At 73.0% G+C, this 19,675-nt stretch carries 18 protein-coding genes; 7 read left to right on the top strand and 11 right to left on the bottom strand.

Going from position 1 to position 19,675, the window contains the following annotated elements:
• Window positions 1-4: 4 nt before the first annotated feature.
• The 7 genes from pstB to Sdi02f_RS34085 form a co-directional block, all read right to left on the bottom strand.
• Window positions 5-781: a phosphate ABC transporter ATP-binding protein PstB gene (gene pstB, locus Sdi02f_RS34115; protein WP_007451062.1), complete on the bottom strand. Its 777-nt coding sequence runs from the start codon at window positions 779-781 to the stop codon at window positions 5-7.
• A gap of 55 nt (window positions 782-836) precedes the next feature.
• Window positions 837-1,901 carry a phosphate ABC transporter permease PstA gene (pstA, locus tag Sdi02f_RS34110; RefSeq protein ID WP_108934718.1) on the bottom strand — a complete coding sequence of 355 codons (1,065 nt, stop codon included), beginning with the start codon at window positions 1,899-1,901 and terminating at the stop codon, window positions 837-839.
• Window positions 1,898-2,908, bottom strand: a complete 1,011-nt coding sequence (pstC, locus tag Sdi02f_RS34105) for a phosphate ABC transporter permease subunit PstC (protein WP_030403623.1) — start codon at window positions 2,906-2,908, stop codon at window positions 1,898-1,900. Before pstC ends, pstA begins: the two co-directional genes overlap by 4 nt.
• Window positions 2,909-3,030: 122 nt before the next feature.
• Entirely contained in the window at window positions 3,031-4,161 is a 1,131-nt protein-coding gene (gene pstS / locus Sdi02f_RS34100; protein ID WP_030403622.1) for a phosphate ABC transporter substrate-binding protein PstS, read from the bottom strand.
• A gap of 211 nt (window positions 4,162-4,372) precedes the next feature.
• On the bottom strand, window positions 4,373-4,882 hold the full coding sequence (locus Sdi02f_RS34095) for an NUDIX hydrolase (protein ID WP_030403621.1): 510 nt from the start codon (window positions 4,880-4,882) through the stop codon (window positions 4,373-4,375).
• A gap of 23 nt (window positions 4,883-4,905) precedes the next feature.
• Entirely contained in the window at window positions 4,906-6,294 is a 1,389-nt protein-coding gene (locus tag Sdi02f_RS34090) for a CHAD domain-containing protein (protein ID WP_438363756.1), read from the bottom strand.
• Window positions 6,275-8,515, bottom strand: coding sequence for an RNA degradosome polyphosphate kinase (locus tag Sdi02f_RS34085; protein ID WP_108934717.1), 2,241 nt, complete (start codon window positions 8,513-8,515; stop codon window positions 6,275-6,277). The genes Sdi02f_RS34090 and Sdi02f_RS34085 overlap by 20 nt, the downstream gene beginning before the upstream one ends.
• Between Sdi02f_RS34085 and Sdi02f_RS36075 the strand changes: the two genes are divergently transcribed.
• The 6 genes from Sdi02f_RS36075 to Sdi02f_RS34055 all read left to right on the top strand — a co-directional run bounded on the left by Sdi02f_RS36075 (window position 8,514) and on the right by Sdi02f_RS34055 (window position 13,331).
• Window positions 8,514-8,678, top strand: a complete 165-nt coding sequence (locus tag Sdi02f_RS36075) for a hypothetical protein (RefSeq protein WP_176589868.1) — start codon at window positions 8,514-8,516, stop codon at window positions 8,676-8,678. The two genes, Sdi02f_RS34085 and Sdi02f_RS36075, sit on opposite strands and share 2 nt — an antisense overlap.
• 132 nt (window positions 8,679-8,810) lie before the next feature.
• Entirely contained in the window at window positions 8,811-9,353 is a 543-nt protein-coding gene (locus Sdi02f_RS34075) for an RNA polymerase sigma factor (protein ID WP_030403618.1), read from the top strand.
• Complete coding sequence (locus Sdi02f_RS34070; protein ID WP_031086077.1) at window positions 9,350-10,213, top strand: hypothetical protein; 864 nt, start codon at window positions 9,350-9,352, stop codon at window positions 10,211-10,213. Before Sdi02f_RS34075 ends, Sdi02f_RS34070 begins: the two co-directional genes overlap by 4 nt.
• Before the next feature lie 96 nt (window positions 10,214-10,309).
• Window positions 10,310-11,170, top strand: coding sequence for an ABC transporter ATP-binding protein (locus Sdi02f_RS34065; protein ID WP_108934716.1), 861 nt, complete (start codon window positions 10,310-10,312; stop codon window positions 11,168-11,170).
• Window positions 11,167-12,687, top strand: coding sequence for a hypothetical protein (locus Sdi02f_RS34060; RefSeq protein WP_031086075.1), 1,521 nt, complete (start codon window positions 11,167-11,169; stop codon window positions 12,685-12,687). The genes Sdi02f_RS34065 and Sdi02f_RS34060 overlap by 4 nt, the downstream gene beginning before the upstream one ends.
• On the top strand, window positions 12,675-13,331 hold the full coding sequence (locus Sdi02f_RS34055; protein WP_167458294.1) for an ABC transporter: 657 nt from the start codon (window positions 12,675-12,677) through the stop codon (window positions 13,329-13,331). The genes Sdi02f_RS34060 and Sdi02f_RS34055 overlap by 13 nt, the downstream gene beginning before the upstream one ends.
• Before the next feature lie 82 nt (window positions 13,332-13,413).
• On the opposite strand, the gene mshD is transcribed toward Sdi02f_RS34055, so the two are convergent.
• Complete coding sequence (gene mshD / locus Sdi02f_RS34050; RefSeq protein WP_108934714.1) at window positions 13,414-14,343, bottom strand: mycothiol synthase; 930 nt, start codon at window positions 14,341-14,343, stop codon at window positions 13,414-13,416.
• 171 nt (window positions 14,344-14,514) lie between these two features.
• On the opposite strand from mshD, the gene Sdi02f_RS34045 reads away from it, so the two are divergent.
• Complete coding sequence (locus Sdi02f_RS34045) at window positions 14,515-16,347, top strand: bifunctional metallophosphatase/5'-nucleotidase (RefSeq protein ID WP_108934713.1); 1,833 nt, start codon at window positions 14,515-14,517, stop codon at window positions 16,345-16,347.
• A 12-nt stretch (window positions 16,348-16,359) separates the two neighbouring features.
• On the opposite strand, the gene Sdi02f_RS34040 is transcribed toward Sdi02f_RS34045, so the two are convergent.
• The 3 genes from Sdi02f_RS34040 to Sdi02f_RS34030 form a co-directional block, all read right to left on the bottom strand.
• Window positions 16,360-17,781 (bottom strand): sensor histidine kinase, encoded by a 1,422-nt coding sequence (locus Sdi02f_RS34040; RefSeq protein WP_031086071.1) that lies wholly within the window; start codon window positions 17,779-17,781, stop codon window positions 16,360-16,362.
• Window positions 17,778-18,518, bottom strand: coding sequence for a response regulator transcription factor (locus Sdi02f_RS34035; RefSeq protein ID WP_031086070.1), 741 nt, complete (start codon window positions 18,516-18,518; stop codon window positions 17,778-17,780). The genes Sdi02f_RS34040 and Sdi02f_RS34035 overlap by 4 nt, the downstream gene beginning before the upstream one ends.
• Before the next feature lie 77 nt (window positions 18,519-18,595).
• Entirely contained in the window at window positions 18,596-19,636 is a 1,041-nt protein-coding gene (locus tag Sdi02f_RS34030; RefSeq protein WP_031086068.1) for a S1C family serine protease, read from the bottom strand.
• Window positions 19,637-19,675: the final 39 nt, after the last annotated feature.

The following is a 19,675-nucleotide window of genomic DNA, read 5'->3' as shown; positions in this document are numbered from 1 at the left end:
GGGTCTAGCCGAAGCGGCCGGAGATGTAGTCCTCCGTGGCCTGGACCGACGGGTTGGAGAAGATGCGCTCCGTCTCGTCGATCTCGATCAGCTTGCCGGGCTGGCCGACCGCCGCGAGGTTGAAGAACGCCGTGCGGTCCGAGACGCGCGCCGCCTGCTGCATGTTGTGCGTCACGATGACGATCGTGAAGCGCTCCTTCAGCTCGCCGATCAGGTCCTCGATGGCCAGGGTGGAGATCGGGTCCAGGGCGGAGCAGGGCTCGTCCATGAGCAGCACGTTCGGCTCGACCGCGATCGCCCTGGCGATGCACAGGCGCTGCTGCTGGCCGCCGGAGAGACCGGAGCCGGGCTTGTTCAGGCGGTCCTTGACCTCGTTCCAGAGGTTGGCGCCGCGCAGGGACTTCTCGACGATGCCGTCCATCTCGGACTTCTTGTACTTGCCGTTCAGGCGCAGGCCCGCCGCCACGTTGTCGTAGACCGACATGGTCGGGAACGGGTTCGGGCGCTGGAAGACCATGCCGACCTCGCGGCGCACGGCCACCGGGTCGATGCCCGCGCCGTAGAGGTTCTCGTCGTCCAGCATCACCTTGCCGTCGACGCGGCCGCCGGGCGTGACCTCGTGCATGCGGTTGAGCGTGCGCAGGAAGGTGGACTTGCCGCAGCCGGAGGGGCCGATGAAGGCAGTCACGGAGCGGGGCTCGACGGTCATCGAGATGTCCTCGATGGCCAGGAAGGAGCCGTAGTAGGCGTTGAGGCCGCTGACATCTATGCGCTTGGCCATGGGTATCACTGCTTCTTTCGGGGTCCGGTCGCGGACGGTGCTTCGGCGGGTCGCGTCAGCGACCGGTCTTCGGGGCCTTCCAGCGGGCGATGCCGCGGGCCGCGAGGTTGAGGATCATGATGAACGCGATGAGCGTCAGGGCCGCCGCCCACGCACGGTCGTGGGCCGCGTCGGAGCCCGCGCCGTACTGCAGGTAGATGTACATCGGCAGCGACTCCTGCGGGTCCTGGAAGGGGTTCGCGTTGATGAAGTCGGTGCCCCAGACCAGCAGCAGTACGGGGGCCGTCTCGCCGGTGATGCGGGCGACGGCCAGCATCACGCCGGTGACGATGCCGCCGACGGAGGTCGGCAGGACCACCTTGAGGATCGTGCGCCACTTCGGCACGCCCAGGGCGAGGGAGGCCTCGCGCAGCTCGTTCGGGACGAGCTTGAGCATCTCCTCGGTGGAGCGGACGACCACCGGGATCATCAGGATGCACAGGGCGAAGGAGCCGGCGATGCCGGACGGGCCCATGTCCAGGATCAGCACCCACAGGCTGAGGACGAACAGGCCGGCGACGATCGACGGGATGCCCGTCATGACGTCCACGAAGAAGGTGACGGCCTTGGCGAGCCTGCCCCGGCCGTACTCGACCAGGTAGATGGCGGTGAGCACGCCGATCGGCACGGAGAACAGCGTGGCGAGGCCGACCTGCTCCAGGGTGCCGAGGATGGCGTGGTAGATGCCGCCGCCGGGTTCGCTGTCGGCGACGACGCCCATCGAGTGGGTGAGGAAGTAGCCGTCGAGGACCTTCACGCCCTGCTTCACGGTCTCCCAGATCAGGGAGAGCAGCGGGATCAGCGCCATCAGGAACGCGACCCACACCATGCTGGTCGCGACCCGGTCCTTGGCCTGCCGTCCGCCCTCGACGCGGGCGGAGATGCCGTACGAGCCGGCGACGAAGAGGACCGCGGCGATCAGGGCCCACTGGATGCTGCTGTTCAGGCCGGCGGCCGTGCTGATGCCGAGGCCGGCGAGGACCGAGCCGGCGGCGACCGCCCAGGGGAACCACGTGGGCAGGGTGGCCGCGCGCAGGGAGCTGCGGTTCTTGGGGGCGGGGGTCAGGGTTGCGTTGCTCATGCGTTGGCCCCCGAGTACTCCTTGCGGCGGGCGATGATCATGCGGGCGCCGCCGTTGACCAGCAGGGTGATGACGAACAGGACCAGACCGGAGGCGATCAGGGCGTCGCGGCCCATCTGGGTGGCCTCGTTGAACTTGCTGGCGATGTTCTGGGCGAAGGTGCCGCCGCCCGGGTCGAGCAGGCTCGGGGTGATGTCGAAGGTCGGGGAGAGCACCATCGCCACGGCCATCGTCTCGCCGAGCGCGCGCCCGAGGCCGAGCATCGAGGCGGAGATGACGCCGGAGCGGCCGAAGGGCAGCACCGACATCCGGATGACCTCCCAGCGCGTGGCGCCGAGGGCCAGGGCGGCCTCCTCGTGCATGCGCGGGACCTGCCGGAAGACCTCACGGCTGACGTTGGTGATGATCGGCAGGATCATGATCGCGAGCAGGATGCCCACGGTGAACAGCGAGCGCCCGGCGCCGCCGTTCCACTCGAAGACGCCGGTCCAGCCGAGGTACTCGTCCAGCCAGCCGTAGAGCCCGTCCAGGTGCGGCACGAGGACGAGGGCGCCCCACAGGCCGTAGACGATCGAGGGCACGGCGGCGAGCAGGTCGATCACGTAGCCGATCAGGCCGCCCAGCTTGCGCGGGGCGTAGTGCGTGATGAACAGCGCGATGCCGACCGAGACCGGGACGGCGATGGCCATGGCGATGATCGACGACACGACGGTGCCGTAGGCCAGGACGGCGATGCCGAACGCGGGCGGGGAGCCGGTCGGGTTCCATTCGAAGCTGGTGAAGAAGTTCGCCTCGTCCTCGCTGATGGCGAGGTAGGCGCGGTAGGAGAGGAAGGCCGCGATGGCGGCCATGATGACCAGCACGAGGATGCCGGACCCGCGGGAGAGTCCGACGAAGATCCGGTCGCCGGGGCGCGTGACGGCGCGGGCGGCGCCCTTGTCCACGGGCGCGGGCGGCTGGGACGTGGGGGAGGGGGCTGGCTTCTGGGTGTCCGTTGTCATGTCCATCGGGTTCTCCGGTCTGCGGAGCCGTCGTGGCCGGCGGCTCGGGCGGAGCCCCTCGGGGGCTCCTGGCGGCGGTGCACCGGACGGTGCGGTCCGGTCCCCGCGGGGACCGGACCGCACTCGGGTCAGCTCAGGCTCGAGATGGTCTCGCGGACCTTGGTGATGATCTCGGTGGGCATCGGGGCGTAGCCGGCGTCCGCCAGCAGGCCCTGGCCGTCCTCCGAGGCCATGTAGTTCAGGAAGGACTTGGTGGCGGGCAGGGTGTCCGCCTTGTTGCCCTTGTCGCAGGCGATCTCGTACGTCACCAGGACCAGCGGGTAGGCGCCGGCGGTGTCCGGGGTGTAGTCCAGTTCCAGGGCGAGGTCCTTGCCGGTGCCGACGACCTTGGCCGCGCCGATGGCGGCGGTGGCGTTCTCGACGGTGGCCTTGACCGGCTCGGCGGCCGCGGTCTTGACGTCGACGGTCTTGATGCCGTCCTTGGCGTAGGACAGCTCGAAGTACGAGATGGCGCCGGAGGTCTGCTTGACCTGGCCGGCCAGACCGGCGGAGCCCTGCGCGGACTGGCCGCCCTTGGCCTGCCAGGACTTGCCGCCCTCGTAGGTCCAGTCGTCGGGCGCGGCGGCCTTGAGGTACTTGGTGAAGTTGTCCGTGGTGCCGGACTCGTCCGAGCGGTGGAAGGCCTGGATCTTCAGGTCGGGCAGCTTGGCGTCGGGGTTGAGCTTCTTGATCGCCTCGTCGTTCCAGTTGGTGATCTTGCTGTCGAAGATCTTGGCCATCGTCGGGGCGTCCAGGACGAGGGTGTCGACGCCCGGGACGTTGAAGCCGACCGCGATCGGGCCGCCGACCATCGGCAGGTCGATGGCCTGGCCGTCGGTGCAGACCTTCTTCGAGGCCTCGATCTCCTCGGGCTTCAGCGCGGAGTCCGAACCGGCGAACGCGGTCTGGCCCTGCGTGAACGCGGTGATGCCCGCACCGGAGCCGGTCGGGTTGTAGTTGATCTGCACGCCCTTGCAGGCGGCGACGTACTGCTTGACCCAGGCGTCGATCGCGTTCTTCTGGGCGGAGGAGCCGGAGGCCTGGAGCTGGCCCTTGGCGTCGTCGCACTTGATGTTGCTGTTGGCGGCCGGGGCGCTGGAGCCGCCGCCGTCGCTGTTTCCGCCGGTGTCGTCGGAGCCGCACGCCGTGAGGGCCAGGGCGCCGGAGACGGCGAGAGCACCGAGAGCGAGGACCCGCCGGTTCATGCGCTGAAGCTTCACTTGAGGGAGTTCCTTCCAGGAGCCGCCGTCCTGAATTCGGCGGCGTGCGAGGAGTGGTAAGGCCGAAATTAGGCAGATGAGATGAAGGCGCCGAAGGGCGTAAATGAACGCGGGGTGAACCCCTGAGGACGGTGCGGTGAGGTCACGGAACGCTTACGTCGAGGACACGGGCCGGTCCCGGGACGCCTCGCGCGCCCCGGGACCGGGAGGCTCAGGAGGACCGGGACGCCCGGGGCCCGCCCAGCGGGAGCGTCGCGAGCAGCGCGTCGACGAGATCACGGTCCCGGGGTCGGGTGAGGCGGGCGCGGGCCGCGTCGGGGGCCAGCCACAGGATGCGGTCGACCTCGTCGGAGGGTGCGAAGGCGCCGGGGCCGGCCGCCGCGGCCCAGTAGCGGACCTCCTTGGGGCGGCCGTTCGCGAGGTAGCGCGCGGTGGGCAGCTCGACGCCCGGTTCGGCGGCGTACCCCGTCTCCTCGGCGACCTCGCGCAGGGCGCCCGCGAGCGGGTCCTCGCCCCGCTTCAGCTTGCCCTTCGGGTGCGACCAGTCGTCGTACTTCGGACGGTGCACGAGGCACAGCTCCAGGCCGGGGGACGGGGATGGGGACGGGGGGAGAGGAGACAGGGGGAGAGGAGACAGGGGGGACGCGGGCGCGGGCGCGGGGCGCCACAGGACGCAGCCGGCCGCACGGACGGTGGTGGTCTCGTCGTCCCGGGGGCTCACGGCGCGCTCACGTCTCCCTCGTCCTACGGCAGCCTGATCGGCTCTTTGCGCCAGCAGTGCTGGAACGCGTACCTCGCCGCCTCCACCTCATGCCGCTGGTCGGCGTGGAGCACCCCGAGCGCGTACGCCGTCGCCGGGGCGATGCGCGGGGTGCGCGCGGCCTGGGCGGCGGCCGCGGCGGCCTCGGAGGCGTCGCGGTGGCGGTCCAGGGCCTCCCCGGCCGCCAGGAGCCGTACGTCCACTGTGTTCCCGGCGTTTCCGGTGTTTCCGTCGTTTCCGGCGCCTGCGCCGGCCAGGGCCTCCAGGGCGTAGCGGTGCAGGCGCAGCAGCAGGCGGACCTGGTGCCAGGGGGCGTCCTGGGGGTGCGGGGCCGGGTCCGGCGACAGTCCGTGGACCAGTGCCTGGGCGTTGTACGGACTGCCCGCCGCGACCAGGGGCAGGGCGGTCACGGCGTCGGTGAGGCGCTCCTCGGCGGCGGCGGCCAGCGGGCGCAGGTCGAAGGAGGGCGTGGCCTCGGGCGTGGGGGCGGCGGCGCGGTCCGGGCGGCCGGGGGCGCGCAGCGGGACCTCGCTGGCCAGTAAGGCGATCTTGTCCGCCACGGCGTGGAAGCGGCTGCTGCCCAGCGCCTGGAGGGCGGTGGAGTGTGCCCGTGTACGGGCCAGGGTGAGCTGCCGGTCGAGCAGCGCGCCCGCCTTGGCCGCGCCCACGGTGAGGCTGCCGCGGTCCGGGGACGCCGGTCGGGCGGGGGCGGGGCCTCCGACCGGCGTGGCGGCGGCAGCGGTGGTGGCGGCAGCAGTGGTGGTGGCGGTGGCGGCCGCCGTACGGTCCGCCGGGCGCGGGGCCGGGAACGCCGACGAGCCGGACAGCCGGTGCAGGGCCTGGAGCAGCCGTTCCAGACGGGACGCGTACGCGTGCTCCATCGCCAGCGTGCCGGACAGCCAGGCCAGCTCGGGGCGCATCTCCTCGGCCCAGGCCGCGTCCAGCAGCGGCTGGAAGGTGTGCAGGGTGCCGCTGATGCGGCGGGCCGCGCGGCGCAGGGCGCGGACCGCGTCCACGTCGTCGGCGGGCGGGGCCGTCCGGCCGGGACCGGAGGCGCCCGGCCCCGATTGCGTGCCCGTCCCCGCCCCCGACTCGCGGTGCCGGCGCAGTGCGCGCAGGAACTCGGTGGCCTGGGCGCGCAGGTAGTCCGCGAGGGCGTTGGGGTCCGCGTCCGGGCCCGTCCCGGTGCGGGTGTCCGGGCCCGTGCCGGCGTGGGTGTCCGGGACCGTCCCGGCGTGGGTGTCCGGGACCGTCCCGGCGTGGGTGTCCGGGTCCGTGGCCCCGGTCGCGCCCGCCGGGCGCGAGGGCGGTGCCGGTCGCGGCGGTCCCGTGGCCGCGGTGGGATCGGTCGGGTCAAGGTGTCGCTGTGCCACGCCGGCGCCTCCGGGCGTCTATGAGCATCTCCTGGACGTTGCGCAGGGGCTGGCCGTCCGCGTCGGTCGCGTGCCGGGTCCACTCGCCGTCCGGCCCCAGGTGCCAGGAGGCGGTGGTGTCGGACATGCCGTTCTCGAGGAGCCGGTTCAGGGCCGCCCGGTGGGCCGGGTCGGTGACCCGGACCAGGGCCTCTATCCGGCGGTCGAGGTTGCGGTGCATCATGTCGGCGCTGCCGAGCCACACCTCGGGCTCGCCGCCGTTGCCGAAGGCGAAGACCCGCGAGTGCTCCAGGAAGCGGCCGAGCACGGAGCGGACCCGGATGTTCTCCGACAGGCCCGGCACCCCCGGGCGCAGCGCGCAGATCCCGCGCACCCACACGTCGACCGGGACTCCGGCCCGGGAGGCGCGGTAGCAGGCGTCGACCACGGCCTCGTCGACCATCGAGTTGACCTTGATGCGGACATGGGCGGGACGCCCGGCGCGGTGGTGCTGGATCTCCTTGTGGATGCGGGAGACCAGGCCGTCGCGCAGCGACTTCGGCGCGACGAGCAGGCGGCGGTAGGTCTCGCGCCGGGAGTAGCCGGAGAGGCGGTTGAACAGGTCGGAGAGGTCCGCGCCGACCTGCGGGTCCGCGGTGAGCAGGCCGAGGTCCTCGTAGAGGCGGGCCGTCTTCGGGTGGTAGTTGCCGGTGCCCACGTGGCTGTAGCGGCGCAGGGTCTCGCCCTCCTGCCGTACGACCAGGGAGAGCTTGCAGTGGGTCTTCAGGCCCACCAGGCCGTAGACGACGTGGCAGCCGGCCTCCTCCAGCTTGCGGGCCCACTTGATGTTGGCGGACTCGTCGAAGCGGGCCTTGATCTCGACCAGGACCAGGACCTGCTTGCCGGACTCGGCCGCCTCGATGAGCGCGTCGACTATGGGGGAGTCGCCGGACGTCCGGTACAGCGTCTGCTTGATCGCGAGGACGTCCGGGTCGGTGGCGGCCTGCTCCAGGAACGCCTGCACGGAGGTGGAGAAGGAGTCGTACGGGTGGTGGAGCAGGACGTCCTTGGTGCGCAGGGCGGCGAAGATGTCCGGCGCCGACGCGGACTCCACCTCGGCGAGGTCGCGGTGGGTGCCGGCGACGAACTTCGGGTACTTCAGCTCGGGCCGGTCCAGGCTGTGGATGCGGAAGAGGCCGGTGAGGTCCAGCGGGCCGGGCAGCGGGTAGACCTCGGCCTCGCCGATCTTCAGCTCGCGCACGAGGAGGTCCAGCACCTCGCGGTCGACGGACTCCTCGACCTCCAGGCGCACGGGCGGGCCCAGGCGCCGCCGCATCAGCTCCTTCTCCAGGGCCTGGAGCAGGTTCTCCGCGTCGTCCTCCTCCACCTCCAGATCCTCGTTGCGGGTGAGGCGGAAGGTGTGGTGCTCCAGGACCTCCATGCCCGGGAACAGCTCCTCCAGGTGGGCGGCGATGACGTCCTCGATGGGGACGTAGCGGCCCGGGGACGCCTCCAGGAAGCGGGAGAGCAGCGGCGGGACCTTGACGCGGGCGAAGTGGCGGTGGCCGGTGACGGGGTTGCGGACGACGACCGCGAGGTTGAGGGAGAGACCCGAGATGTACGGGAAGGGGTGCGCCGGGTCCACGGCGAGGGGCGTGAGGACCGGGAAGATCCGGTGCCGGAAGAGGGTGAACAGGCGGGCCTGCTCCTTCTCCGCCAGCTCGTTCCAGCGGACCAGGTGGATGCCCTCGTCGGCGAGGGCGGGGGCGACGTCCTCGTGGAAGCAGGCGGCGTGCCGGGCCATCAGCTCGCGGGAGCGGGCCCAGATCATGTCCAGCACCTCGCGGGGCTGGAGGCCGGAGGCGGAGCGGGTGGCGACGCCGGTCGCGATGCGGCGCTTGAGGCCGGCGACGCGGACCATGAAGAACTCGTCCAGGTTGCTGGCGAAGATCGCGAGGAAGTTGGCCCGCTCCAGCAGCGGCGTGCTCGGGTCCTCGGCCAGTTCGAGCACGCGTTCGTTGAACGCGAGCCAGCTCCGCTCGCGGTCCAGGAAGCGCCCCCGCGGCAGCCGGTCGCCGCCGTCCTGGGCATCCTCCGACTCCTCGTACGCGTCGAGGTCGGCGTCGATGTCCGGCTCCAGGCCGGAGACCGTGGCGGCCACGGTGTCGGGGCGGTGCGCCGCGATGGAGCCCACGGAGGGCTGCGTGTGCTGGACCTCTGCCTGGGTGTTCGGCTGCCTCATGAACCCATTCTTCCGCGCCGCGCGCCGGTCGGGCGCGTTGGAAGACCCCGAAGATCCCGAAGACCCGGAAGACCCCGGAGACCCGGAAGACCCCGAAGACCCCGAAGACCCGGGAGACCCGGGAAGCCCGGAAGGCTGCGGCTCGCTCGGCTTCATTCGGTGAGCCTCGCAAGGCTGTCTGAATCAACGGTTACGGGGACATGACGTGCGGGATAGCCGCGGGTCTCCGAAACGTCCCCGTGCACGGTCCTGAGATCGTGTGAACCGGTCGGCCGGGCTCGTGCGATGAGGAGATGTGAGCGAAACGAGAAGCGACGGAGAGCTGCTGCGGGCCGTCGCCGCGGATGCCGACCGGCGTGCCTTCGAGGAGCTGTACCGCCGGTACGCGCCGTGGCTGACCGCCCGCATGCGCAGCCGCTGCGCCGACGCCTCCATGGTCGACGACGTGGTGCAGGAGACGTTCCTCGCGGTCTGGCGCGGCAGCGCCCGCTACCGGGAGGAGGGCGACGTGGCCGGGTGGCTGTGGCGGATCGGGTCGCGGCGGCTGATCGACGGGCTGCGCGGCGACGGCGCCCGGGGCCGGCTGCGGCAGGCGCTGGCCCGCCTGCGGCACCGGGACGAGGTCTCGGCGGAGGAGCGCGTCCTCGCCGGGGTCGAGCACGGCGACCTCGCCGGTGCGCTCATAAGGCTCTCGCCGGAGCTGCGCGCGGTGCTCCAGGCCACCGTCGTCGACGGGCTGACCACCCGTGAGGCGGCCGTCCTGCTCGGCATCCCGCCGGGCACGGTCAAGACACGGGCCATGCGGGCCCGTCGGCAACTGCGGGAGGCGCTGGCATGAGGATCGAGGACAGCCGTCACCGGGACGCCTGGCACGTGGACGAGGACGACCTGCGGGCCTACGCCCGGGGCGAGTTGGCGGCCCCCGCGCTCTGGTCCGCCGACGCCCACCTGACCGCCTGCGCCGCCTGCCGGGGCACGCTCTCCGAGGTGAGCGACGCCGCCGCGCTGGCCGCGGGCTGGGAGCGGCTCGACGCCGAGCTGGACGCGCCCCGTCCGGGCCGGTTCGAGCGGCTGCTGATGCGGTGCGGCGCGAGTGACGGCACGGCACGGCTGCTCGCCGCCACCCCCGTACTGCGCCGGTCCTGGTTCGGCGCGCTCGCCGCCGTCCTGCTCGTGACCTTCCTGGTGGCGGTCTCGGCCGGTGCCGCGGGCCGACCCACCCTGTTCCTGGCCTGCGCCCCGCTGCTGCCGCTGGTCTCGGTGGCGCTCGCCTACGGACCCGCGCTGGACCCGACGTACGAGATGGCCGTCGTCTCGCCGATGCACGGCTTCCGGCTGCTGATGATCCGCACGTCCGCCGTGCTGGTCGTGGCGCTCGCGGTGGGCGGTCTGGCCAGCCTCGCGCTGCCCGGTTTCGGGCCGGCCGCGCTGGCCTGGCTGCTGCCCGGGCTCGCCCTCACCGTGACCGGGCTCGCGCTGACGCCCCGGCTGGGGCCCGTGCTCGCCCCGTCGCTGCTCGTGGGCGCCTGGTCCGCCGTGCTGCTGGCCGCGGACCTGGCCCGCGCCTCCGCGGACGGCCCGCTGGCGCCGTTCACCGCGGCCGGGCAGGGCGTGTCCGGGCTCGTGGCGGCGGTGGGCGCCGGGCTGCTGTTCCTGTTCCGGGACCGGTTCGACGTCTCCGTGCGCGGCACCGTGTGAGCGCGCCCCCACCGTTCTCCTTCCACCTCTCCCCTTCCGTCCCTCCCCTTCCACCTCTCCTCTCTTCCTGACCCCCATCACGTACGGGAGTGCCGTATGACCTCCACCGTCTCCGCCTCCGGGCTGAGCCTGCACTACGGGCGCACCCGCGCCCTCGACGACGTGTCGCTGCGGCTCACCCCGGGCGTCACCGGGCTGCTCGGGCCCAACGGCGCCGGGAAGACCACGCTGCTGCGCGTGCTCGCCACCGCCGTGCCCGCCGACCGGGGCGCCTTCACCGTGCTCGGGCACGACCCCGGGACCTCGCGCGGCCGGCAGGAGGTGCGGCGGCGGCTGGGGTACCTGCCGCAGACGCCCGGTTTCCACCCCGACTTCACCGCCTTCGAGTTCGTCGACTACGTGGCGATCCTGAAGGAGCTGGCGGACCGCCGGGAGCGCCACCGCGAGGTGCGACGCGTCCTGGAGGAGGTCGACCTCGCGGACGTGCGCGGACGCCGGATCAAGAAGCTGTCCGGGGGCATGCGGCAGCGGGTCGCGCTGGCCGCCGCGCTGGTCGGCGACCCGGGATTCCTGGTGCTGGACGAGCCGACCGTCGGTCTCGACCCCGAGCAGCGGATGCGGTTCAGGGAGCTGATCGCCGGGGCGGGAGAGGGGCGGACCGTGCTGCTGTCCACCCACCAGACCGAGGACGTGGCGATGCTCTGCCACCGCGTGATCGTCATGGCGGACGGCGCCGTGCGCTTCGAGGGGACCCCGGCCGAGCTGACCGCACGGGCCGCCGGGCGGGTGTGGAGCAGCACGGAGAAGGACCCGGGCGCGAAGGCCGGGTGGCGCACGGGGACGGGTTCCTTCCGGAACGTGGGGGACCCGCCCCCGGGAGCCGAGCCCGCCGAGCCCACCCTGGAGGACGGCTACCTGCTCGTCCTCGACGACGCGGACACGGAGGTGGCGGCGTGAGCGCCGTACTGACGGAGGAAGCCGCGCCCGTGCGGGCGCAGCTCCCCGACCGGGGTGCGCGGGCCGTGCTCGCCCTCGCCCGGTTCGAGGCGCGCAAGCTGCTGCTGACCGTCCCGGTCGTCATCGCCTTTGTGGCGTACGTCGCGTGGATCGTCTGGCGCACCCGGTCCTCCTGGGACGGCTATCCCGCCCTCCAGGACGTCGACCGCGCCACCCAGTCCATGCCGATGCTCGTCGGCCTCGCCGTCCTGCTGGGTGCCGCCCGGGCCGTCGTGCGCTCCGAACGGCACGGCACCGAGCACCACTTCGGGGTGCTGGTCCTGCGCCCCTGGCAGCGCACGGCGGGACACGCGCTGTCCGTCGCACCGGCCGCCCTGCTCACCGCCGTGTGCGTGGCCGGGCAGTTCGGCTGGGAGGCGCTCAAGCCGGGCGCGGTCGGGCACGGTTCGCCGGCGGAGCTGGCCGTGGGGCCGCTGACGGTGCTGGGGTTCGGCACGCTCGGGGTGCTGCTCGGCCGCCTGACGAGGTCGGCCTTCGCCGCGCCGCTGCTGGTGGTCGTGCTGCTGTTCGTGTTCGTCCTGGGCACCGGGGCGAGCGAGGAGAGCGGGCTGTCCTGGCTGGCACCGGTCGTCTCCGTCACCGGCCCCGACACCCTGCCCTCCGACCTGATGGGGCGCCCCGCCGCCTGGCACGCCCTGTATCTGGCGGGCGCGGCCCTGTGCCTGGCCTTCCTCGCCATGGCCTTCTCCGGCGGGCGGGGCGCGTTCGTCCGGACCGGCCTCGCCCTGAGCCTCGCCGCGGCGGTGACCGGCGGCGTCCTCCAGGCCCGGGGCGTGGAGCCGTCGCCGGAGCTGACCGCGGCCCGTGAGCGCGCCTCGACGCACCCCGACCTGCGCTGCACCGAGCACGGCGGTTCGACGTACTGCGCCTTCCCCGAGTGGGGGCCGCGCACCGGCACCTGGGCCGGCATCGTGGACCGCGTCCAGGCCGTGGCCGGCGGCGCCGCGCACGACCAGGCCCTCGTCGTGCGGCAGCGGATCGACGCCCGGTACGGGCCGGGCACCGACACGGCGATACCCGCCTCCACCGAGCGGCACCGGGTCACCGTCGGCACCGCCTGGGGCGGCAACCGGATCCCCGAGTTCTCCTCCGCCGTCGCCGCCGTCCTCGTCGCGGGCACCGAGGAGGCCGGGAGCGAGCTGTGCGACGGCCGGATGGTCACCGTCATGTGGCTCTCGCTGAGCTGGCAGGACGACCCGATGGGCGCCCTGCGCCGGGTCCGCCTCGACGACAGCGTGTCGGGCTCCGCGATCGTGCTGTCCCCCACCAATCCGCTGTCCATGACGGAGGGCCAGACGGACGTCGTCCGCCGCCTGCTGGAGAACCCGCCGGCCGGGACCGGCGCCCGGGTCAAGAAGCACTGGGCCGAACTGACCGCGCCCGGGGTCACGACCGCCCACGTCGCCGAGGTGCTGGGCGTGGCCAAGCCGGAGAAGGCCGACTCGTGCGAGGACTGACGGTGCTGCGAGGGGCGGCTGCGGTGGAGCTGGTCGGCCCGCTGTGGCGCACGCTTCCCTGGCGCCCCCTGGCCGCGGCGGGGGCCCTCGGCCTGCTGGTCGTCGGCACCCCGGCCGCCACCGGCGCCGAACCGGCGCCCTGGCAGACGCTGTTGCTGCTGCGGGGCGCCGCCCTGGCCGGTGCGCTCGGTCTGGCCTTCCTGCTGGACGACCCGGCCCGCCATCTCACCGGACCCGTGCCGACGCCGAGGCTTCTCCGGCAGGCGCTGCGGGTGGCCCTGGTCGCGCCGCTCGCCGCGCTGTGGTGGACGGCGGTACTGCTCCTGGTCCCCTCGGCGTCCCGGCCCCCGGCCGGCGAAGTCAGCCTGGAGGCGGTGACGGCGGGTGCCTTCGCCCTCGCCGCCGCCGCGCTGGCCGTACGGCTGACGGACGAGGCGCGTCCCGGGCCGCTCGTCGCGGCGGCCCTGCTGGTCGCGGCCGTGCTCGTGCCGCTGCTGGCACCGGAGGACTGGGCGCTGTTCGTCCAGGCGGACGACCCGCGCTGGCCCGCCGCGCACGAGCGGTGGGCGGTGCTGGCGGCGGCACTGACCGCGGCGGCGGCGGGGTGCGGGCCGGAGCCGCTGGGCCGGAGGGCCGGGCGGTGAGGGAAGGGCCGGTGAGGGAAGGGCCGGTGAGAGGACGTCCGGCGAGCAAGGGCTGCCGACCGCGTCGGAACGGCCCCGCGGCTCACGTCTCCGTGCGGTACATCAGGTCCGTCTCGTGGGTGGTGAACCCGAGACGTTCGTAGACGGACACCGCCGCCTTGTTGTCGGCGTCGACGTACAGCATCGCCGTGGGCAGACCCCGACCCTCCAGGTGCCGCAGGCCGATCGTGGTGAGGGCCTTGCCCAGGCCGCCGCCCTGCGTGTCGGGGCGGATGCCGAGGACGTACACCTCGCCGAGCCCCTCCTCGGCGTGCACCTTGGTCCAGTGGAAGCCGATCAGCTCGCCGTCCCGCTCGGCGAGGAAGAAGCCCGCCGGGTCGAACCACGCCTCGGCCTTGCGGTCGTCGAGGTCGCGCTGGGTGAGCGAGCCCTGTTCGGGATGGTGGGCGAAGGCGGCCGCGTTCACCGCGAGCCAGGCCGCGTCGTCCCGGCCGGGCACGAAGGTGCGCACGCCCACGCCCTCGGGAAGCCGCGGTTCCGGCAGGTCGAGGCCGGCCAACGGGCGCCGCATCTGCCGCAGTTCGCGGAAGAGGGAGAGCCCGAGCACCTGCGCGAGGTGCCGGGCGGCGGAGTGGCCGCCGTGCGCCCAGACCCGCAGCCGCTTGCCGGACGCGGCGAGCAGGGCGGAGCCCAGCGCCCGCCCGTGCCCCTGACCCCGGTACGAGGGGTGGACGACCAGCTCGGCGGCCGGCGGCTCGACCGGGTCGGTGCCCTCCAACTGGGCGTAGCCGACCAGTTCACCGCCGTCGACGGTGAGCAGGAGGTGGGCGACGCCCTCCCGCGCGGGGCCGCGCAGCTGCAGCCGGCCCTGCTCGGACACGGCGTGCTGCCCGTCGTTGCGGGCCGCCTCGGTGAGCAGGGCGAGGACGGCGTCGGTCTGCTCCGGCGTGAGTTCGGCGAGGGTCTCGATCGAGCGGGGGCGGCCGGGCCGCACGGTGTCGTCGCTGGTCATGCGTACGAGAGTAAAGGGCGGGCGGCGCAATGCGGCGGCAGCGGGCGAAGACGAAGTTAAACCAGGCTGTAACCCGGAAGCCCCTGTCGCGCTACGCGCGTTGACCTTAGGCTCTGCGCCGACGAGCCGTCTCCTCAGCGGCTCGCGCCACGCACACCCACAGGGGGGCGCATGCCAGCCACAGCACCTTCGCACCAGCCGCGCCGCAGACGCCGTACGAGCCGTCTCCTCGTCGCTGCGGCCACCGTCGTCACCGCCGGGGCACTCGCCGCGGCGGCGCTCCCGGCCTCGGCGAGCACCGGCGGGAACGGCCGGGGCAACGACGGCCACGGCCAGGGCCACGGCCAGGGCCGCTACCAGGACATCCAGCTCCTCTCCTTCAACGACCTGCACGGCAACCTGGAGCCGCCCGCCGGCTCCTCCGGCCGTGTCACCGAGGTCCAGCCGGACGGCACGACGGAGACGGTCGACGCGGGCGGCGTCGAGTACCTGGCCACCCACCTGCGCGAGGCCCGCAAGGGGAACCGTTACTCCATCACCGCCGCGGGCGGCGACATGGTCGGCGCCTCCCCCCTCCTGTCCGGCCTCTTCCACGACGAGCCGACGATCGAGGCGCTGAACCAGCTCGACCTGGACGTGACGAGCGTCGGCAACCACGAGTTCGACGAGGGCGCCCGGGAACTGGCCCGCCTGCAGAACGGCGGCTGCCACCCCACCGAGGGCTGCTACACCGACAAGACGTTCAAGGGCGCCGACTTCCCCTACCTCGCGGCCAACGTCCTCGACGAGAAGACGAAGAAGCCGATCCTCAAGCCCTACTGGGTCTGGAAGCAGAACGGCGTCAAGGTCGGCTTCATCGGCGTCACCCTGGAGGGCACCCCGGGCATCGTCTCGGCGGAGGGCGTGAAGGGCCTGACGTTCAAGGACGAGGTCGAGACGATCAACAAGTACGCCAAGGAGCTGCAGCGCCAGGGCGTGAAGTCGATCGTCGCGCTCATCCACGAGGGCGGCTTCCCGGCGTCGTCCTCCTACAACTACGACTGCGACTCCCCGGGCGCGGGCGACGGCGTCTCCGGCCCGATCGTGGACATCGCCAGGAACATCACCCCGCAGGTCGACGCGCTGGTCACCGGCCACACGCACAACGCCTACGTCTGCACGATCCCCGACCCGGCGGGCAACCCCCGCACGGTGACCTCGGCCTCGTCCTTCGGCCGCCTGTACACGGACACGACGCTGACCTACGACCGTGCCACGGGTGACATCGCCCGTACCTCGGTGAAGTCCGCGAACCACGTGGTGACGCGGGACGTCCCGAAGGCGCCGGACATGACCCGGCTGATCGACCGGTGGAACACCCTGGCCGCCCCGATCGGCAACCGCCCCGTCGGCTACGTCACCGCCGACATCAACCGCGACGGCACCGAGTCCCCGCTCGGCGACCTGATCGCCGACGCGCAGCTCGCGTACGGCAAGGAACAGGACCCTGAGACCGACCTGGCCCTGATGAACCCGGGCGGCATCCGCGCCCCGCTGACCTACGCGGCCTCGGGCGCGGAGGGCGACGGTGTCGTCACCTACGCCGAGGCGTTCACCGTCCAGCCCTTCGCCAACACGGTGAACCTCAAGGACTACACGGGCGCGCAGCTCATCCAGGTCCTCAAGGAGCAGGTGAGCGGCCCGAACGAGGCGGCCCCGAAGATCCTCCAGGTCTCCTCCGGCCTCACCTACACCCTGGACCTGACCAAGTCGGGCGCGGACCGCGTCGTCACGGACTCCATCCGCCTGAACGGCGCCCCCGTCGACGAGAACGCCACCTACCGCGTCGCCTCCAACAGCTTCCTGGCGGGCGGCGGCGACGGCTTCACCACGCTGGGCGAGGGCACCAACGAGAGCGTCGGCGCGGACGACCTCGCGGCCTTCGAGCAGTACCTGACGGCCAACTCCTCGGCCGGCAGCCCGCTCGCACCGCCGGCCGCCGACCGGATCACCGTCGTGCGGTAGCCGGCCGCCGTCCTACGGCACCTCCGGCGGCGGAGTGGGCGCCCCCGGCAGTCGGACCACCGCTGTCGTGCCCCCTCCGTCCGCCGGGGCCAGTGCCACCTCGCCGCCCGCCTGCTGCACCGTCCGCGCCACGATGGACAGCCCCAGGCCCGAGCCGGGCAGGGCGCGGGCGCTCGGGGAGCGCCAGAAGCGGTCGAAGACGTGGGGGAGTTCGTCGGCGGGGATGCCCGGACCGTGGTCGCGGACGGTGAGGACCCCGTCGGCGAGGCGCACGTCGACGGTGCCGCCGTCCGGGCTGAACTTCACCGCGTTGTCCAGGATGTTGACCACCGCGCGTTCCAGCGCGGCCGGCTCCGCCCGCACGTACCAGGGGTGCACGTCGGCCGCGATCGTCAGCTCCGGGCCGCGCAGCCGCGCCCGGCGCAGCGCCGACTCCACGACGTCGTGCCAGGCCAGGATGCGGGTGCGGCCCTCCTGCTGGCCGGTGTCGGGGCGGGAGAGTTCCTGGAGGTCGCCGATGAGCGCCGCCAGCTCCGTCATCTGGGCCTTGACCGAGGCCAGGAGTGCCTTGCGGTCGGCCTCCGGGATCGGACGGCCCGTCTCCTCGCTGCGGGTGAGCAGCTCGATGTTGGTGCGCAGCGAGGTGAGGGGGGTGCGCAGTTCGTGGCCGGCGTCGGCGATGAGCTGCTGCTGCAGTTCGCGGGAGCTGGCCAGCGACGAGGTCATGGTGTTGAAGGAGCGGGACAGGCGGGCGATCTCGTCGTCGCTGTCCTCCTCGACCGGGATACGGACGGTCAGGTCCTCGGTGCGGGCCACGTGCTCGACGGCCCGCGTCAGCTCGTCGACCGGCCGCAGCGCGGTCCGGGCCACCCACAGGCCGGCCGCGCCCGCCCCGACGACCCCCGCGCCCGCGACGAAGACGAGCACCAGGGCGAGGTTGCTGAGGGAGCTGTTGACCTCGCTCAGCGGACGCGCGGCGGAGACGGCCACCCCGGACAGCCCGGGCACGGTGTAGGTGAAGACGCGGTACTGGTCCCCGTCGCCGCCGGTGGCGTCGTGCAGCGCGCTGGCGGAGGTGCCCTCGGCGACGGCGCGGTCGGCGCCGGTGAGCGGGACCTCCTGCGTGCCGATGATCAGGCAGCTTCCGCCCTGCCGGTCCACGAGCTGCACCGAGGAGCCGAAGGGGTTCTGTTCGTGGGTGACGGGTTCGTGGGCGCACAGGCCGGTGCGCAGGTCGAGGTACTGGCCGACCTGGGTCCTGTCCATGCGGTTGGCCTTCAGCGCCTCGTCCAGCGAGCTGACCAGCACGCTCTTGACCACGAACCAGCACGCGAGGGCCGCCGCCGCCACCGCGAACGCCACCGCCGCCGCCACCAGCAGCGACAGCCGCGCCCGGATGGGCAGCGCCCGGACCCGGCGGACGAGGCCTGTCACTCCGCGCCGCCCTGCCGCAGGACGTAGCCGACGCCGCGGACGGTGTGCACGAGGCGCGGCTCGCCGCCCGCCTCGGTCTTGCGGCGCAGGTACATGACGTACACGTCGAGGGAGTTCGAGGACGGCTCGAAGTCGAAGCCCCACACGGCCTTCAGGATCTGTTCCCGGGTGAGGACCTGGCGCGGGTGCGCCATGAACATCTCCAGCAGGGTGAACTCGGTGCGGGTCAGTTCCACCGGGCGTCCGGCCCGGGTGACCTCCCGGGTCGCCAGGTTCATGGTCAGGTCGGCGAAGGAGAGGGTGTCGTCGTCCTCGGCGACGGCGTCCACGGCGGCCGCGTAGGAGCTGCGGCGCAGCAGCGCGCGGATGCGGGCGAACAGCTCGTCCAGCTCGAACGGCTTGACGAGGTAGTCGTCCGCGCCCGCGTCCAGGCCGGTCACCCGGTCGCCGACGGTGTCGCGGGCCGTCAGCATCAAGATCGGGGTCGTGTCCCCGGCACCGCGGATGCGGCGGGCGGCGGTCAGGCCGTCCATGCGGGGCATCTGGATGTCGAGGACGACGAGGTCGGGGCGGTAGGCGGCGGCCTTGTCCAGGGCGTCGGCGCCGTCGACGGCGACCTCGGTGTCGTACCCCTCGAAGGCGAGGCTGCGCCGGAGGGCCTCGCGTACGGCCGGTTCGTCGTCGACGATCAGGATGCGCTGGGTCTCACGGTCGCGGTCGCCGTCTGCGGGGCTCATGGGCTCGGGTCCTCGGGTGCGGTGGGGGAACGGGTCGGTCAACGGACGCTTTCAGCGTCGCACGTCTTCGTACCCCGTCAGCCGCTCGCACCCGCCCGCAGCTGCGCCAGGTCCGCCTTGACCGTGTTGACCGGGATGGCGAAGCCGAGGCCCACGCTGCCCGCGCTCGAGGAGGAGTCGGTCGCGGAGTACATCGCGGAGTTGATGCCGATGATGTTGCCGTTCATGTCGATCAGGGCGCCGCCGGAGTTGCCCGGGTTGAGGGAGGCGTCGGTCTGGATCGCCTTGTACGTCGTCGTGGACGAGCCGGTGTCGCCGTTGAACTGCCGGCCGCCGAACTCGAAGGGCCACTGGTCGCCGCGCTGCTGCTGTTGCTGCTGGCCCTCGTCCGTCGAGACGGTCACGTCCCGGTCGAGCGCGGAGACGATGCCGCTGGTCACGGTGCCGGTCAGGCCCTCGGGGGAGCCGATCGCCACGACCTGCTGCCCGACCGCCAGGGCGTCGGAGTCGCCGAGGGTCGCGGCCGTCAGGCCGGAGGCGTTCTCCAGCTTGATCAGCGCGAGGTCCTTCTTGCTGTCGGTGCCGACCACCCGGGCCGTGTACTGCTTGCCGTCGTTCGTCGTCACCTTGACGGACGAGGCGCCCGAGACGACGTGGTTGTTGGTGACGATCTCGCCGTCGCTCGTGACGATCACGCCGGAACCGGTGGAGGAGCCGGCGGTCGAGGTGGCGTTGATCTCGACGATGCTCGGACTGACCGCCTTGGCGACCCCGGAGACCGTGCCCTTCTGGCTGGACGGCACCACGGTGGTGCTGGTGGAGGTGGAGGCGACGGTGTCGCCGCCGGTCAGCTCCTGGATGCCGTACGCGGTGCCGCCGCCGACGGCCGCCGCGACGATCGCCACGGCCGCGAGGAGGGCGGCGGGGCCGCGCCGCCGGGCCGCGCGCCGGCCGTGCGGCGGTTCGGGCAGGGGCTGCGCGGGGGCCTGGGGCGGCTGCGCCGGCGGGGGCGGCCACTCGGGGTTGACGGGGCTGCCGGGAGAGGAGGCGTGCTGGTGGGTTCCCTGGTACGGGTTCGCGTGCTCGTACTCGCCGTTCGGGCGCAGGCTCTCGGTCATGTCCATGAGCTTCCCGTCCGCGGATGAGAGCGCGCTGAG

Origin of the sequence: Streptomyces ardesiacus (assembly GCF_003112575.1) — a bacterium.
GTDB classification, from domain to species: Bacteria; Actinomycetota; Actinomycetes; order Streptomycetales; family Streptomycetaceae; genus Streptomyces; species Streptomyces ardesiacus.
This window is presented reverse-complemented; position numbering and strand designations above follow the sequence as displayed.

Coding starts and splice junctions, on each gene's coding strand:
- pstB (WP_007451062.1), bottom strand. CDS start 781: ATGGCCAAGCGCATAGATGTCAGCGGCCTCAACGCCTACTACGGCTCC.
- pstA (WP_108934718.1), bottom strand. CDS start 1,901: ATGAGCAACGCAACCCTGACCCCCGCCCCCAAGAACCGCAGCTCCCTG.
- pstC (WP_030403623.1), bottom strand. CDS start 2,908: ATGGACATGACAACGGACACCCAGAAGCCAGCCCCCTCCCCCACGTCC.
- Sdi02f_RS36075 (WP_176589868.1), top strand. CDS start 8,514: ATGAACCCATTCTTCCGCGCCGCGCGCCGGTCGGGCGCGTTGGAAGAC.
- Sdi02f_RS34085 (WP_108934717.1), bottom strand. CDS start 8,515: ATGAGGCAGCCGAACACCCAGGCAGAGGTCCAGCACACGCAGCCCTCC.
- Sdi02f_RS34070 (WP_031086077.1), top strand. CDS start 9,350: ATGAGGATCGAGGACAGCCGTCACCGGGACGCCTGGCACGTGGACGAG.
- Sdi02f_RS34065 (WP_108934716.1), top strand. CDS start 10,310: ATGACCTCCACCGTCTCCGCCTCCGGGCTGAGCCTGCACTACGGGCGC.
- mshD (WP_108934714.1), bottom strand. CDS start 14,343: ATGACCAGCGACGACACCGTGCGGCCCGGCCGCCCCCGCTCGATCGAG.
- Sdi02f_RS34045 (WP_108934713.1), top strand. CDS start 14,515: ATGCCAGCCACAGCACCTTCGCACCAGCCGCGCCGCAGACGCCGTACG.
- Sdi02f_RS34035 (WP_031086070.1), bottom strand. CDS start 18,518: ATGAGCCCCGCAGACGGCGACCGCGACCGTGAGACCCAGCGCATCCTG.
- Sdi02f_RS34030 (WP_031086068.1), bottom strand. CDS start 19,636: ATGACCGAGAGCCTGCGCCCGAACGGCGAGTACGAGCACGCGAACCCG.